This is a genomic window from Methylobacterium litchii, assembly GCF_038442315.1.
GTDB classification, from domain to species: domain Bacteria; phylum Pseudomonadota; class Alphaproteobacteria; order Rhizobiales; family Beijerinckiaceae; genus Methylobacterium; species Methylobacterium litchii.
The window spans coordinates 867,247-881,267 of record NZ_JBBXMY010000001.1 but is presented as its reverse complement, the minus strand read 5'-3'; the positions used below and the strand labels follow the sequence as shown (position 1 = coordinate 881,267).

Genomic DNA, 14,021 nt, shown 5'->3' with positions numbered 1-14,021 from the left:
GCGGGACTGCCGCGTCCGTCCGAACGGCGCCCGATCCCGGCCGAGCAGGTCTCATGCGCATCCTCATCACCGCGGTCCTCGTGGCCGCCGGCATCGTCGTCGGCGCCGCCGTCCCCGCCATATCCGCGTTCGTCCGCGGCCTCCTGACATCGGCCGGGCTGCCGCCGGCCATCCTCACCTTCGCCGCCGGCCCGCCCCCTGGCGGGAAGGCGCCGAAGGATGAGGCCGACCATGCCGAAGGCGACGGCCACGACCACGGCAAGGCCGCCGCGCCGAAGGCCGAGGGAGCCCACGCTCACGGCGAGCACGAGCATTCCGAGGCGGAGGGCGAGGAAGGCCACGTCAAGATGACGGCCGAGCAGGTCGAGGGGCAGGACATCGGCGTCGCCAAGGCCGAGGGCGGGACGCTCTCGCGACACGTCCTGGTGCCCGGCACCATCACGCCCGATACCGACCGGATCGCCCGCGTCCCCGCCCGCGTCGTCGGCACGGTGTCCGAGATGCGCAAGCGCCTGGGCGACGACGTCAGGAAGGGCGAGGTGGTCGCCCTCCTCGACAGCCGGGAAGTCGCCGACGCCAAGAGCGAGTACCTCACCGCGATGGTCCAGTCCGACCTCCAGAAGATCAACTTCGAGCGCCAGCAGAAACTCTTGGCGTCGGCGGCGGCATCCCAGGCGGCGTTCGACAACGCCAAGGCCGTGTTCCAGGAGAACCAGCTGCGCGTCGACCTCGCCCGCCAGAAGCTCTCGGCGCTGGGCCTGAACGCCGCCGAGGTCGCCGCCGCGCAGAAACGCGACGAGGCGACGCCGAACGCCTCGACGCTGCGCCAGTACGAGCTGCGGGCGCCCATCGCCGGCCGCATCGTGGAGCGCAAGGTCGATGTCGGCACGGCGGTGGGCAAGGAGGGCGACCCTGCCGACGTCTACACCGTCGCCGACCTCTCGACCGTCTGGATCGAGCTCGCGGTCCCCACCTCCGACCTCGCCGAGGTCCGGGAGGGCGCGCGGGTCACCGTGAACCGCGGCGGCCGCAGCGAGCAGGGCAAGGTGGTGTTCGTCAGCCCGCTGCTGAACGCCGACACCCGGTCCGCCCGGGTCGTGGTCTCGCTGCCCAACAAGGACATGGCCTGGAGGCCCGGCACCTACGTCACCGCCGAGGTCGAGACCGCGACGGACCAAGTGCCGGTGCGGGTCGCCAAGTCGGCGCTCCAGACCGTCGAGGGCAAGCGCGTCGTCTTCGTGCGCACGGACGAGGGCTTCGAAAAGCGCGAGGTCGAGCTCGGGCGCTCCGACGACGACGGCTTCGAGGTCGTCTCGGGCCTCAAGCCCGGCGAGACCATCGCGGTGGCCAACACCTTCCTCCTCAAGGCCGAGCTCGGGAAGAGCGAAGCCGACCACGACCATTGAGGAAGCCCGACATGATCAGCCGCATCCTCGACTTCTCCGTGCACCAGCGCTGGCTGGTTCTGCTCCTGTCGCTGCTGGCCGCCGGCTTCGGCGGCTACTCGGTCACCAAGCTGCCGATAGACGCGGTGCCCGACATCACCAACAACCAGGTGCAGATCAACACGACGGCGCCGTCGCTCTCGCCCGTCGACATCGAGAAGCAGGTCACCTACCCGGTCGAGACCGCGCTCGCGGGCATCAAGGGGCTCGAATACACCCGCTCGCTCTCGCGCAACGGCTTCTCGCAGGTCACCGCGGTCTTCGCGGAGAAGCTCGACATCTACTTCGCCCGCCAGCAGGTCGCCGAGCGCCTCGCGCAGGTGAGGCGGGACCTGCCGCCCGGCACCGAGCCCAGCATGGGGCCGATCTCGACCGGGCTGGGCGAGATCTACATGTGGTCGATCCATTACGCGAAGCCCGGCGAGCGCACGGTCTCGAAGGCGGGCAAGCCCGGCTGGCAGCCCGATGGCAGCTACCTGACCCCCGAGGGCCAGCGCCTGAAGACCGAGCTGGAGCAGACCGCCTACCTGCGCACCGTCCAGGACTGGATCATCCGCCCCCTAGTCAAGACCGTGTCCGGCGTGGCCGGGGTCGACGGCATCGGCGGCTTCGAGAAGCAGTACCACGTCCAGCCCGACCCGACGCGGCTCGCGTCCCTCGACCTGTCCTTCTCGGACGTCGCCCGGGCGCTGGAGGCCAACAACGCCAACCAGGGCGCCCGCTACCTGGAGGACAACGGCGAGGGCTACGTCGTGCGCGCCGCCGGCCGCCTGGAGAGCATGGACGAGATCGGCGACGTGGTCGTCGCCACCCGGGGCGGCGTGCCGGTGCGGATCAAGGACATCGCCGAGGTCCGCATCGGGCGCGACCTGCGCACGGGCTCGGGCAGCGAGGACGGCCAGGAGGTCGTCGTCGGCACCGCCCTGATGCTGATCGGCGAGAACAGCCGCACGGTGGCTGCCGCGGTCGACGCGCGCATGGAACAGATCCGCAAGAGCCTGCCGCCCGGCGTCGAGGTCCAGACCGTCCTCGACCGGACCCGGCTCGTCGAGGCGACCGTGAAGACGGTGGTGAAGAACCTGTCCGAGGGCGCGGCTCTCGTCATCGTCATCCTGTTCCTGCTGCTCGGCAACATCCGGGCCGCCATCATCACGGCCCTGGTCATCCCGGTCGCCATGCTGATGACCATGACCGGCATGGTCGAGGCGAAGATCTCGGCCAACTTGATGAGCCTCGGCGCCCTCGATTTCGGGCTGATCGTCGACGGGGCGGTGATCATCACCGAGAACGCCCTGCGCCACCTCGCAGAGAAGCAGCAGGAGCTGGGCAGGGGGCTCGACACCGAGGAGCGCCTCCAGACGGTCCGCGCCTCAGCCGAGGAGATGATCAAGCCGTCGCTCTACGGGCAGGCGATCATCATCTTGGTCTACGTCCCGCTCCTGACCTTCACGGGGGTCGAGGGCAAGATGTTCGAGCCGATGGCGCTGACCGTGATCATCGCGCTCGTGGCGGCCTTCGTGCTGTCGCTGACCTTCGTGCCGGCGCTCATCGCCATCGTCATCACCGGCAAGGTCACGGAGAAGGACAACCTCATCATCCGGGCGCTCAAGGCCGCTTACCGCCCGGTGCTCGGCGCGGCGGTCCGGGCGCCGTTCGTCTTCGTCGGCGCGGCGCTCCTGCTGCTCGTCGGGGCGGGCATCCTGTTCACCCGCCTCGGGACCGAGTTCATCCCGCAGCTCGACGAGAAGAGCATCGCCCTCAACGCCACCCGAATCCCATCGACCTCCCTCACCCAGTCGCAGGCGATGCAGCTCAAGGTCGAGAAGGTGGTCTCGAAATTCCCGCAGGTGGCCTACGTCTTCTCGAAGACCGGCACCGCCGAGGTCGCCTCCGACCCGATGCCGCCGAACTCCTCAGACACCTTCGTCATCCTGAAACCCCAGGAGGAGTGGCCCGAGCCGAGCCTGTCCAAGGCCGAGTTGCAGGAGCAGATCGAGAAGGCGGTCGGGGCGCTCGCCGGCAACGTCTACGAGTTCTCCCAGCCGATCCAGCTGCGCTTCAACGAGCTGCTCGCCGGCACCCGGGGCGACCTCGCCGTGAAGGTGTTCGGCGACGAGTTCGAGCCGATGCTGAAGGCGGCCAACCAGGTCGCGGCGGTCCTGAAGGGCATCGACGGCGCCGAGGACGTCAAGGTCGAGCAGACGGCGGGCCTGCCGTTCCTGGAGATCAAGATCAACAAGGCCGAGGCGGCGCGCTACGGCCTGAGCACCGGGGCGATCCAGGAGGTCATCGGCGCGGCCATCGGGGGACGGGACGCCGGCGTCGTGTTCGAGGGCGACCGTCGCTTCCCCATCGTCGTGCGCCTGACCGACAAGGTCCGCGAGGACCGGGAGGCCCTGGAGAACATCCCGGTGCCGCTGCCGGCGGGCCCGAACGGCCGGGCGAGCTCGGTCCTGCTCAAGCAGGTGGCGAGCTTTTCGGTCACCGAGGGACCGAACCAGATCTCGCGCGAGAACGGCAAGCGGCGGGTCGTGGTCACGGCCAACGTGCGCGGGCGGGACATCGGCTCGCTCGTCGCGGAGGCGCAGGCGAAGGTTGGAAGCCAGGTGCAGCTGCCGCCAGGTTCCTACCTCACCTGGGGCGGGCAGTTCGAGAACCTCGCCTCGGCCAAGCGGCGGCTGATGGTGGTGGTACCGGTCTGCTTCTTCCTGATCTTCCTGTTGCTGTACTCGGCCCTGGGCTCGCCGCGGGACGCGCTACTGGTGTTCAGCGCGGTGCCGCTTGCCCTCACCGGGGGCATCTTCGCGCTTTGGCTGCGCGGCATGCCGGTCTCGGTACCGGCGGCGGTCGGGTTCATCGCGCTCTCGGGCGTTGCGGTCCTCAACGGCCTCGTCATGCTGACCTTCATCAAGCAGCTCGTGGCGGAGGGCCGGCCGAAGCGCGAGGCCATCCTGGAGGGCGCCATGACCCGGTTGCGGCCGGTGGCGATGACGGCGCTGGTCGCCTCGCTCGGCTTCGTGCCCATGGCCATCGCCACCGAGACCGGCGCCGAGATCCAGCGGCCGCTCGCCACCGTGGTCATCGGTGGCCTGATCAGCGCCACCCTGCTGACCCTGATCGTGCTGCCGGCCCTGTACGCCCGGTTCGGCAAGGTTGTCGTCCCGAAGGTCGCGGAGCGGCCGCGGGAGCCGGGGCCACGACACCTCAAGGCGGCGGAGTAGACGAGATGCGACGCGTCCCAACCTGGTTGGCGGCTCCTTTCGCCTTCCTCGCGCTGACGGGTGCGGCTCCGGGCGCGGACGGAGGCGTCGGCGAGGCTCCGTTCGGCCTCGCGTGGGGGCCCGTCGCCGACGTGCCGCGCCCGCTCAAGGCCGACCGCGAGGCCAACCTGACCGCGCTGTACTACCCGCGTGGCTGGCGGCCGGCCGTCGGGTCGGCAACGGCCGAGGTCGTGCTGGTGGTCTGCCGCGAGGAGGGTCTGCAGGAGGTCGTCTGGGTGGGGCTCCCCCTGGCGGGCGAGGAACTCGCGCGCGTGCGCCGCGCCATCCACGACGAAGGGGTGCGCCGCTACGGCGAGCCGACACCGGGGCCATCGGCCGATTCCGAGCTCTGGCCCGGCGGTCGGGCTCTCCTGGCCAGCCGCGAGGCTCCGGACGGGCGGCACGAGCTCGTCATGGCGGCGTTCGGTCCCGGCTACGCGGCCTGCTCGGCCGCCCACCTCGCCGCGACCGGACACCCCGCCGGCGCGCACGTGGCCGAGCTCATCGGCTCCTCCGGCCCCTGAGGCGGCCGGTCCGGGACGGCAACGAAAGACTGGGAGCGACATGGGACACGGACACGCGCACGGCGGCGGCCACGGGCATTCGCACGGCGGCGGCATACCCGCGGGCTCGGCGGCGGGCAGGAACAAGGGGCGCCTAGCCTGGGCGCTCGCCCTGACGCTGACCTACATGGCCGCGGAGGTCGTCGGCGGCCTGCTCACCGGCAGCCTCGCGCTGCTGGCCGATGCCGCCCACATGGTCACGGATGCCGGCGGCCTCGCGCTGTCGCTGCTCGCCATCCACTACGCGGCCAAGGCGCCGTCGCCGGGCAAGAGCTTCGGCTACATGCGCTTCGAGATCCTGGCGGCCCTCGCCAACGCCGTCGTGCTGCTCGGGGTGACGGCCTACATCCTGTACGAGGCCTACCGGCGCTTCTTCGAGCCGACCGAGATCCTCGGCTGGCCGATGATGCTGGTCGCGTTCGTCGGCCTCGGGGTGAACCTCGCCAGCATGAGACTCCTCGCGGGCGGATCGTCGGAAAGCCTCAACGTCAAGGGCGCCTACTTCGAGGTCTTCTCCGACATGCTGGGTTCGGTCGGCGTCATCGCCGCGGCCCTCGTGGTGATGGCGACGGGCTGGCGATGGGTCGATCCGCTGGTCGGCGCCGGCATCGGCCTGTTCATCGTGCCGCGCACCTGGCGCCTGTTGAGCGAGGCGCTTCACATCCTGCTGGAGGGAACGCCTCTGGGTGTCGATCTTGCCGCGCTACGAACGGAGATCGAGGCGATGCCTGGCGTGCGGCGCGCCTACGACCTTCATGCCTGGACGCTGACCTCCGGCTTCGACGCGATGAGCGGCCACGTGGTCATGGACGACGTCGCCGCCGGACCCGACCTCATCCGCGCGGTCCGGCGTCTGGTGAAGGAGCGACACGGCATCGAGCACGTCACCGTCCAGGTCGAGGACGAGGCGCTTTCGGCCGAGGCCGCGCGCCTGCCCGTGTGACGGCGAGCATCCGGCATGAGCAAGAAATCGGCGCGGCTGCAGAGCGAGTGGGCGCCAAATCCTCGGCGCAAGCGACGGGTCAGGCCATACGTCCGCAAAGCCGCGGATCGAATGATGATAGCGATCTGTATCGGATTGCCTCTGGCCGTATTGTTTCTCCAATACTTCAAGCACCTCATGAAGTGATGCCTGAGTAATGATGCTTGACTATGCAAGGTGTTTTCAATGAATGATCTACAAACGCACCATTTTGCCGTGACGACAACGGCGATGCTTGCGGTTCTGAGAACATCGACCATCGCCATGATGACCCTTCTCATGCAAAAACTTTCAGCACCTGAACGGGAAGAGGTTTTCGCAGAGATCGCGGCGACAATCGGTGAGTTGACCCCGGATTATTCCCAGGCAGGCCCCGTGGGGACCAAGTTCTACGAAGAGGTGGTGGCCGAGGCGCCGGCGCTCGCGAAGGCATTCGTCCAAGATTTGCGTAGATCTCTTGGTTGAAATCCGATGAGACCATTTATCAGTTATCGAGTGTTGGTGACGGAGAGCAGAGGTCCCGCGGACCTGACGCGCCTGTCGCCTTTTCTGTGCTCGGTGCCCGGCCCGTCACTGAGGCTTAGGCGTCTCCGTATCGAGTGCCAACTGGGCATGGCGGATCTTCCTGGCGACACCGCGCCTGCGCGGGTTGCTCGCCCTGAATTTCGCCGTCGCGGCGGCCGGCGCCATGGTCATCGTCAATACCGTGGTAATCGTCCAGGCCCTGCTCGGACGCCCCCAGCACGACGTCGCCCTTGCCCTTGGACCCTTCGGCGCGGGCTCGATGGCCGCCGCCCTGGTCCTACCGCGGGTCCTGGACCGCCTGTCCGACAGGGGTGTGATGCTGCCGTCCGCCGCCTTCCTCGGAGTCGTCCTCGTCGGGGTCGCTGCCCTGACCTGGTGCGGGGCCATCGGCTGGCCCGTACTGCTCGGGACCTGGCTCGTCCTTGGGATCGGCTACTCCGCCGCCCAGTTCGCGCTCTCGCACGCGTCGTGGCTCCTCACTTACCCGCTGGCGGGCTGCCTCGGCGCTGCCGTCGGGATGCCCGCGACCCTGGCGGCACTCGGCGCCCTGACCGTCGCGGGCGTCGCGGCGGCGGCCATGCTTTGGCCTGCATCCGACCCGGACGTCGTCGCACATGCCCACGCGGACCTCGACCCGTCCCACCCCCACGTGCGGGGGATCGGTCAGGGCCGGCACGAGCATGCTTTCGTCATCGACGACCTGCATCGGCAATGGCCGTCCAGGGCGAATTAGGAACCACACGGCGAGCGTTGGAACGGCGACGCTCAGGGGGGGGCGTCGGGTGCCGGACATCCCTCATCCGATGGTCTGTCGGGGGCCGTGAGGATTGCGTCGCGGCAGGTCCGCATCGAGGGGAACACGGCATGAGGACGTTGCTCGGATCCTGGCAGCTGTGGGCGCTGCTTTCTGCCGCCTTCGCGGCGTTGACCGCGATCTTCGCCAAGGTCGGCATCGAGAACGTCAATTCCGACTTCGCCACCTTCATCCGCACGGTCGTCATACTCTGCGCCCTCGGCGCCATCCTGGTCGGCACGGTCCAGTGGGTACCGGTCGGGTCGGTCTCGGCCAGGACCTACGTGTTCCTGGTGCTCTCGGGCCTCGCCACGGGCGGCTCATGGATCTGCTACTTCCGCGCCCTCAAGCTCGGCGAGGCCAGCCGCGTGGCCCCGGTCGACAAGCTCAGCGTCGTGCTGGTGGCCGTCTTCGGGGTCGTCTTCCTCGGCGAACGTCTATCTCCACCGAATTGGCTCGGCGTCGCCCTCATCGCCGCCGGGGCCGTGCTCGTCGCCTATCGAGGATGAAGCCGGCGGGAAGGGATGCGTCGCGGCGCAGTCCAGGGCGAGGGCTCGAAACCGGACGGACCGACCGATGCGCGTGCTGTTGATCGAGGACGACCGGATGATCGGCGAAGGGCTGTCGAACGGCCTCTCGGCCGAGGGCTATTCCGTCGATTGGGTCCGCGACGGCGGCGAGGCCGAGACGGCCCTGCTCAACGGCGGCCACGCGCTCGCGCTGCTCGACCTCGGCCTGCCGGGCGGGGACGGACTTCGGGTGCTTCGATCCGCCCGGGCGGCCGGGATCGACACGTCGGTGCTCATCATCACGGCGCGGGACGGCCTCGAAAGCCGCGTCGCAGGCCTCGACCTCGGGGCGGACGATTACCTGGTCAAGCCGTTCGAGATGCGCGAGCTGCTCGCCAGGATGCGGGCCATCCTGCGCCGTCGGGCCGGGCGGGCGAGCGCGCGGCTCGTGGCCGCCGAGACCGAACTCGACACGGAAAGCCACGTCCTGTCCCACGCCGGGACCGTCGCGGTCCTGTCGGCGCGCGAATAGGCCCTCATGCACGCCCTGATGGAGCGACCGGGGCGCATCCTCTCTCGTGCGCAGATCGAGGAACGCATCTACGGGTGGGGCGAGGAGGTCGAGAGCAACGCGGTGGACGCCCTGATCCTCACGGTCCGTCGAAAGGTCGGCAAGGGCGTGATCCTGAATGTCCGCGGCGCAGGTTGGATGGTACCCAAGCCATGAGGGCCGCCTCCCTGCGCCGCACGACGCTCGTCTGGATGACCGCCCTGCTCGCCGGAATCGGCTTGGCCGCGATGGTCGCGGCCTATGCCCTCGCGCGGATCGAGGCGGCCGATTTCCTCGACGGGCAGTTGCGGCAAGTCGCCCTCAACGCCGGTCCCGGGCTAACGGACGCGGACGCGCCGCCCGCCGCCGACCAGGACCCGGAGGACCAACTCGCCGTCACCATCTGGAAGGACCGGCAGGTCCTGCGCGACGACCGCGGCGTCGACGTCCGCCACCCCGGCCGCACGGGATATGCGAACGTCGTCATGGGCGGCGAGCTCTGGCGCACATACACGACCGCCAACGGCACAACGACGGTCCGGGTCGCCCAGCGCGACGTCGTGAGGGCGGAGTTCGCACGCAATGCGGCGCTCGGTGCCGTGGCCCCCCTGCTGCTCCTCGTCCCGCTGTCGTGGATCGTCGTCGGCTGGGCGATGAACCGGGCGCTCGGGCGGCTCGACGGCTTGGTGCATGACCTCGCCGGGCGCGGCGCCGCCGCCCAAGGCCCCTTGCCGACGCGCGGCGTGCCGACGGAGGTGGCGCCCCTCGTCGAGGCCATGAACGGGCTCATCCTTCGCCTGCAGGCCGCTCTGGCCGCCCAGAAGCGGTTCGTCGCCGACGCGGCGCACGAACTGCGTACGCCGCTCGCCGCGATGCAGATCCAACTCGACTCCCTCGGCGGGCCTGCCGGTGGCGGGAGCGACGCGCGGCGTACGGCGCTGGCGGACGGCCTCCGGAGGGCGAACCGGCTGGTGGATCAACTGCTCCGTCTCGCCCGGCTCGACGACGGTGCCGAGGCGCGTCCTGCATCCGTCGACCTCGGCCAGCTCCTGCTCGACTGCGTCGCCGACCACGTCGTGCTCGCCGAGCGCAAGGACATCGACCTGGGCGTGCATATCGAGACACCCGCGACGCTTCACGCGTCGGAGGACGAGGTCCGCGTCCTGTTCGCCAACCTCGTCGACAACGCCCTGCGCTACACGCCGTCCGGAGGCCAGGTCGACGTCCGTCTGCTGAACCGGGACGGTGCGTGCGTCGTCACGGTTCGGGACACCGGCTGCGGGCTGCCGCCGGGAAGCGAGGGCCGCCTGTTCGACCGCTTCTTCCGGGCCGCGCCACCGGAAGTCGAAGGCACAGGGCTCGGGCTCGCCATCGCCCGCCGCATCGCGGAGCGCAACGACCTCGGCCTGACGGTCGAAAACCGACGTGACGGGCAGGGGACCCTCGCAACCGTCAGACTGCCGGCCTGAGGCCGAGCCTGCGGCTCCTTTGGACGAAGCTCATTTTGCCCTCATTATGGCTCGCTATCACGGTGCCCGACCATGACGGACGGGAGACGGGGATGAGCGAGATCCAGCGCCAGATCTTGAACAAGGTACCGGAGGTCACCGCGGTCTTCTGGGTCATCAAGATACTGTCCACGACCGTCGGCGAGACCGGCGCGGACTACCTCGCGGTGAACGTCGGCCTGGGTGCCGCCGTCACCGCCACCCTCACGGCCGGCCTCCTCGCGGCCGTCCTCGCCCTGCAGGTGCGCGAGTGGCGCTACTTGCCCTGGACCTATTGGTCGACCGTCGTCCTCGTCAGCGTGGTCGGCACGCAGGTTACCGACATCCTGACCGACAAGCTCGGCGTGAGCCTCTTCGTCAGCACCGGCGTGTTCGCGGCCGCCCTCGCCACCGTGTTCGCCCTTTGGTACGCGACCGAGCGGACGCTCTCGATCCACGCCATCGTGACCCGGCGCCGCGAGGCGTTCTACTGGCTCGCCATCCTCCTGACCTTCGCGCTCGGCACGGCCGCGGGCGACCTGGCTACCGAGGCGCTGGGGCTCGGCTTCAATCTCGGCGTCGTCATCTTCGGCACGATGCTGGCCGCCCTCGCCCTCGCCTGGCGCCTCGGCACGAACCCGGTGACGATCTTCTGGCTCGCCTACATCGTCACGCGCCCCCTCGGCGCATCGCTGGGCGATCTGCTGTCGCAGGCACGGGAATACGGCGGCCTCGGCTTCGGCACGGCCTCCACCAGCCTCGCCTTCTTCGCCGTCATCGTCGCCCTGGTGACGTCCCTGAGCCTCGTCTCCGGACGCCCTGGCGAGCCGGCCGGACAGCGGCGGGCCTGACCGTCCGCCGCCTCCCGCATCCCCATCCTCCAGTCCTTCCAACGCCGCACGACACGGAGCGAATGACCATGCGAAACATCCTCCTCGCCGCCATCGCCGCGACGGTCATCGGCGCCACGGCCGCCCCCCTGGGCCTGCAGGCGATGCAGGACGCCGCCGTCGGAGCGACGCCCAAGGCGATGGCGGCCTCGAAGCTCGGCGACCTCTCCAAGTTCCGGACCATCGTCGTCGACGTAAAGGCGATGACCGACCGGGGCGACCTCGCCGCCGCCAAGACGCGCATCAAGGACCTGGAATTGTCCTGGGACGCGTCCGAGGCCGGCCTGAAGCCGCGAGCCGCCGCCGACTGGCACGTCGTGGACAAGGCCATCGACCGCACCCTCGACGCGTTGCGGGCTTCGAACCCCGATCCGGCCGCCTGCCGTCGCGCGGTCGACGACCTGCTCGCCATCATCGACCAGACCCACACCGCGTGAGCCAGCCCTCGCTTTCCCACGGCAGCCCGATGCAACCGACCGAGCGACCCGGACACGTCGAACCCGCCAAAGTGCCAGAAGCCACCGCCGGGTTCTGGGCCATCAAGATCGTGGCCACGACGTTGGGCGAGGTCGGCGGCAACGCGGTCACGTTGACGCTCGGTCTCGGCTATCTCGCCGGCACGGCGATCTTCGGGGCCGCCCTGGCGGTGCTGCTCGCCGCACAGGTCCGGGCGGACCGCTTCCAGCCGCTCCTGTACTGGGCCGTGGTCACCGCGACGACGCTCGCAGGCACGACCCTCGCCGACTTCTGCGACCGGTCCCTCGGCATCGGCTACGCGGGCGGGTCCCTGGTGTTGCTCGGATTGGTCGTCGCGACCCTGATCCTGTGGAAGCGCACGCTCGGCACGGTCGCCGTGGAGACGGTACGGTCCCCGCGGGCCGAAGGTTTCTATTGGGCCACGGTCATGTTCTCCCAGACGCTCGGCACCGCGTTGGGCGACTGGATGGCCGACAGCAGCGGACTCGGGTACAACGGGAGCGCGCTCCTCATCCTCGTCGCGCTGGTCGTGGTCACGGCCCTCCAACTGCGAACGCGCGTTTCCAGGCCGATGCTGTTCTGGACGGCGTTCGTCCTGACGCGGCCGCTCGGCGCCACCCTCGCCAACTCGCTCGACAAGCCAGTCGCTTCCGGCGGCCTGGGCATCGACGACATCACGATCTCCGGCGTGCTCGCGCTCGTCATGGCCGGGCTCGTCCTCCTCATCCCGCAGCGTGCCGGTCGCCGGGCGGCCTGCGCCGACGCGCCGTGAGGTTTCCCCTCGAAGAAGGAGCAGGTCCGATGGACGACCGTTACGAACGCGCTCTGAGCAAGGTGCCGGAGGTCACGCTGGGCTTTTGGATCATCAAGATCCTGGCCACGACGCTCGGGGAGACCGGCGGCGATACCGTCACCATGACCCTCAATTGGGGCTACCTCGCCGGTACCGCCCTGTTCGCCGTGCTGCTGGTCGCGCTCGTGGTCGCCCAGGTCATGTCGAAGCGGTTCCACCCGGTCCTGTACTGGTCCACGATCGTCGCCTCGACCACCTTCGGTACGACGATGGCGGACTTCGCCGACCGCTCGCTCGGCATCGGGTACACCGGCGGGTCGACCCTGCTCCTCGTTTGCCTCGCGGCCGTGCTCGGGCTCTGGTACGCGACCGAGGGCACCGTGTCGGTGAACACGGTTTCGACCCCCCGGGTCGAAGCGTTCTATTGGGGGGCGATCACCTTCTCGCAGACGTTGGGCACCGCGCTCGGCGACTGGCTCGCGGACACCGGCGGCCTCGGCTACGAGGGCGGCGCCCTCGTCTTCGCGGCGGCGCTCGCGGTCGTCGTCGCCCTTTACTACCGGACCTCGGTTTCGCGCGTCACGCTCTTCTGGGCGGCGTTCATCCTGACCCGCCCGCTCGGGGCCACGGTGGGCGATTTCCTCGACAAGCCGGTCGCCGACGGCGGGTTGAACCTGAGCCGGCCGCTCGCCTCCGCCGTGATCGCGGCCTTCATCGTCGCGCTCATCGTCCTCCTCCCGCAAAGGGCCGGTCAGCATCCGACAGAGGGAGCACAGGCGTCGCGCTGACCCGGACGTTCCCGTGCGAGCGCCGAACGGCCACCGTGCCTTGCCCAAAGCTTCCGGATCGCCACGTCCAAGCGTATGATGAGGGGGAACCTATAGTGCCAAAGCATGCCCGCTGCATTACGCGACGACTTCATCGGGCTGGATGAGTACGAACGCCTCTGCGAAGCGGCGGAGGAAGGGGAGCGGCTGGAGTACATCGACGGGCAGGTTGTCCGCATGCTGGTCGGCGGCTCCATCGCCCACCATGCCTTGACCCGGTGCCTCGATAACCTGATTGCCGACCGCCTCCCCCCGGCGGGCCGTGCGCGTCATTACGTCAGACGATGCGGCTCCAAGCGGGAACGGCACGCGTCTACCCGGATGTCTTCGTCGCCTGCGGGGATACCGTCGAACCGGATCCGGAGACCAACAGCGTCCGTTCGGCGACCGTCATCGTGGAGGTTCTGCCCCCCGCGACCGAACGGTACGACCGCGGCGGGAAATGGCTCGAATACCAGACGCTGCACGACCTCATGCATTTCGTCCATGTCGCGCAGGACCAACGCCGGGTCGGATTCTTCCACCGTCAGGGAGACGGATGGCACTACGAACTCCTACAAGGACCGGACGCCGTCCTTCGGCTAGCGGCCATCGGGGTCGAGTTGAGGCTCGACGATTTCTACTCGTCCATCCCGCTGCTAGCCACGGAGGGCGGCGACCTCGCTACCCAAGCCACGTTTGCCACCGTTCAGGTATCGGGCATTGCGGGGATGAAGGGTCTTCCACGCTCGCCGGACATCTACGCCATGGTTACGGAGATGGACGCCGGCGAGTGTGAGGCGGCCGTAGCTGCCATCGTCGGCTTGGTCGGTACGCCCGCGATGGTGGATTGGAAGTCCGTACTGCCGGAGCGGCTGCAGAACCGGCTGGATGCTGTTCTGAGCGCCAGCACTTACTATTAGGCAGTCCTTTCAGGAGCC

Annotated in this window: 14 protein-coding genes and 1 pseudogene; 14 read left to right on the top strand and 1 reads right to left on the bottom strand. The window is 69.2% G+C overall.

What is annotated here, in order from left to right; genetic code table 11:
- Positions 1–53 precede the first annotated feature (53 nt).
- The 13 genes and pseudogenes from AAHF99_RS04500 (at position 54) to AAHF99_RS04440 (ending at position 13,062) form a co-directional block, all read left to right on the top strand.
- Positions 54–1,406: an efflux RND transporter periplasmic adaptor subunit gene (locus AAHF99_RS04500; RefSeq protein WP_007563937.1), complete on the top strand. Its 1,353-nt coding sequence runs from the start codon at positions 54–56 to the stop codon at positions 1,404–1,406.
- 11 nt (positions 1,407–1,417) lie between these two features.
- Entirely contained in the window at positions 1,418–4,666 is a 3,249-nt protein-coding gene (locus AAHF99_RS04495) for an efflux RND transporter permease subunit (RefSeq protein WP_007563935.1), read from the top strand.
- A 5-nt stretch (positions 4,667–4,671) separates the two neighbouring features.
- Positions 4,672–5,229, top strand: coding sequence for a hypothetical protein (locus AAHF99_RS04490; protein ID WP_007563933.1), 558 nt, complete (start codon positions 4,672–4,674; stop codon positions 5,227–5,229).
- A 40-nt stretch (positions 5,230–5,269) separates the two neighbouring features.
- Positions 5,270–6,211 carry a cation diffusion facilitator family transporter gene (locus tag AAHF99_RS04485; RefSeq protein WP_007563931.1) on the top strand — a complete coding sequence of 314 codons (942 nt, stop codon included), beginning with the start codon at positions 5,270–5,272 and terminating at the stop codon, positions 6,209–6,211.
- 225 nt (positions 6,212–6,436) lie between these two features.
- Complete coding sequence (locus AAHF99_RS04480; protein ID WP_238274681.1) at positions 6,437–6,715, top strand: hypothetical protein; 279 nt, start codon at positions 6,437–6,439, stop codon at positions 6,713–6,715.
- A gap of 184 nt (positions 6,716–6,899) precedes the next feature.
- Positions 6,900–7,508, top strand: coding sequence for an MFS transporter (locus AAHF99_RS04475; protein ID WP_007563927.1), 609 nt, complete (start codon positions 6,900–6,902; stop codon positions 7,506–7,508).
- A 131-nt stretch (positions 7,509–7,639) separates the two neighbouring features.
- Positions 7,640–8,077, top strand: a complete 438-nt coding sequence (locus AAHF99_RS04470; protein ID WP_050733501.1) for an EamA family transporter — start codon at positions 7,640–7,642, stop codon at positions 8,075–8,077.
- A 67-nt stretch (positions 8,078–8,144) separates the two neighbouring features.
- Positions 8,145–8,804, top strand: a pseudogene (locus tag AAHF99_RS04465) (response regulator transcription factor).
- Positions 8,801–10,096, top strand: coding sequence for a sensor histidine kinase (locus AAHF99_RS04460; protein WP_342162832.1), 1,296 nt, complete (start codon positions 8,801–8,803; stop codon positions 10,094–10,096). Before AAHF99_RS04465 ends, AAHF99_RS04460 begins: the two are co-directional and overlap by 4 nt.
- Before the next feature lie 92 nt (positions 10,097–10,188).
- Entirely contained in the window at positions 10,189–10,965 is a 777-nt protein-coding gene (locus AAHF99_RS04455) for a COG4705 family protein (protein ID WP_050733499.1), read from the top strand.
- Positions 10,966–11,033: 68 nt separating this feature from the next.
- Positions 11,034–11,441 (top strand): hypothetical protein, encoded by a 408-nt coding sequence (locus AAHF99_RS04450; protein ID WP_050733520.1) that lies wholly within the window; start codon positions 11,034–11,036, stop codon positions 11,439–11,441.
- Positions 11,442–11,470: 29 nt separating this feature from the next.
- On the top strand, positions 11,471–12,253 hold the full coding sequence (locus AAHF99_RS04445) for a COG4705 family protein (protein ID WP_050733498.1): 783 nt from the start codon (positions 11,471–11,473) through the stop codon (positions 12,251–12,253).
- 29 nt (positions 12,254–12,282) lie between these two features.
- The gene (locus AAHF99_RS04440) at positions 12,283–13,062 is read left to right on the top strand and encodes a COG4705 family protein (protein ID WP_050733497.1); all 780 of its coding nucleotides are present in this window, start codon (positions 12,283–12,285) and stop codon (positions 13,060–13,062) included.
- Between the two features lie 117 nt (positions 13,063–13,179).
- Here AAHF99_RS04440 and AAHF99_RS04435 read toward each other — a convergent pair whose 3' ends face one another.
- Positions 13,180–13,374, bottom strand: coding sequence for a hypothetical protein (locus AAHF99_RS04435; protein ID WP_050733496.1), 195 nt, complete (start codon positions 13,372–13,374; stop codon positions 13,180–13,182).
- A gap of 11 nt (positions 13,375–13,385) precedes the next feature.
- Here AAHF99_RS04435 and AAHF99_RS04430 point away from each other — a divergent pair, with 11 nt between their 5' ends.
- A complete protein-coding gene (locus AAHF99_RS04430; protein ID WP_050733495.1) occupies positions 13,386–14,003 on the top strand; it encodes a Uma2 family endonuclease in 618 nt (205 codons plus the stop codon).
- Positions 14,004–14,021: the final 18 nt, after the last annotated feature.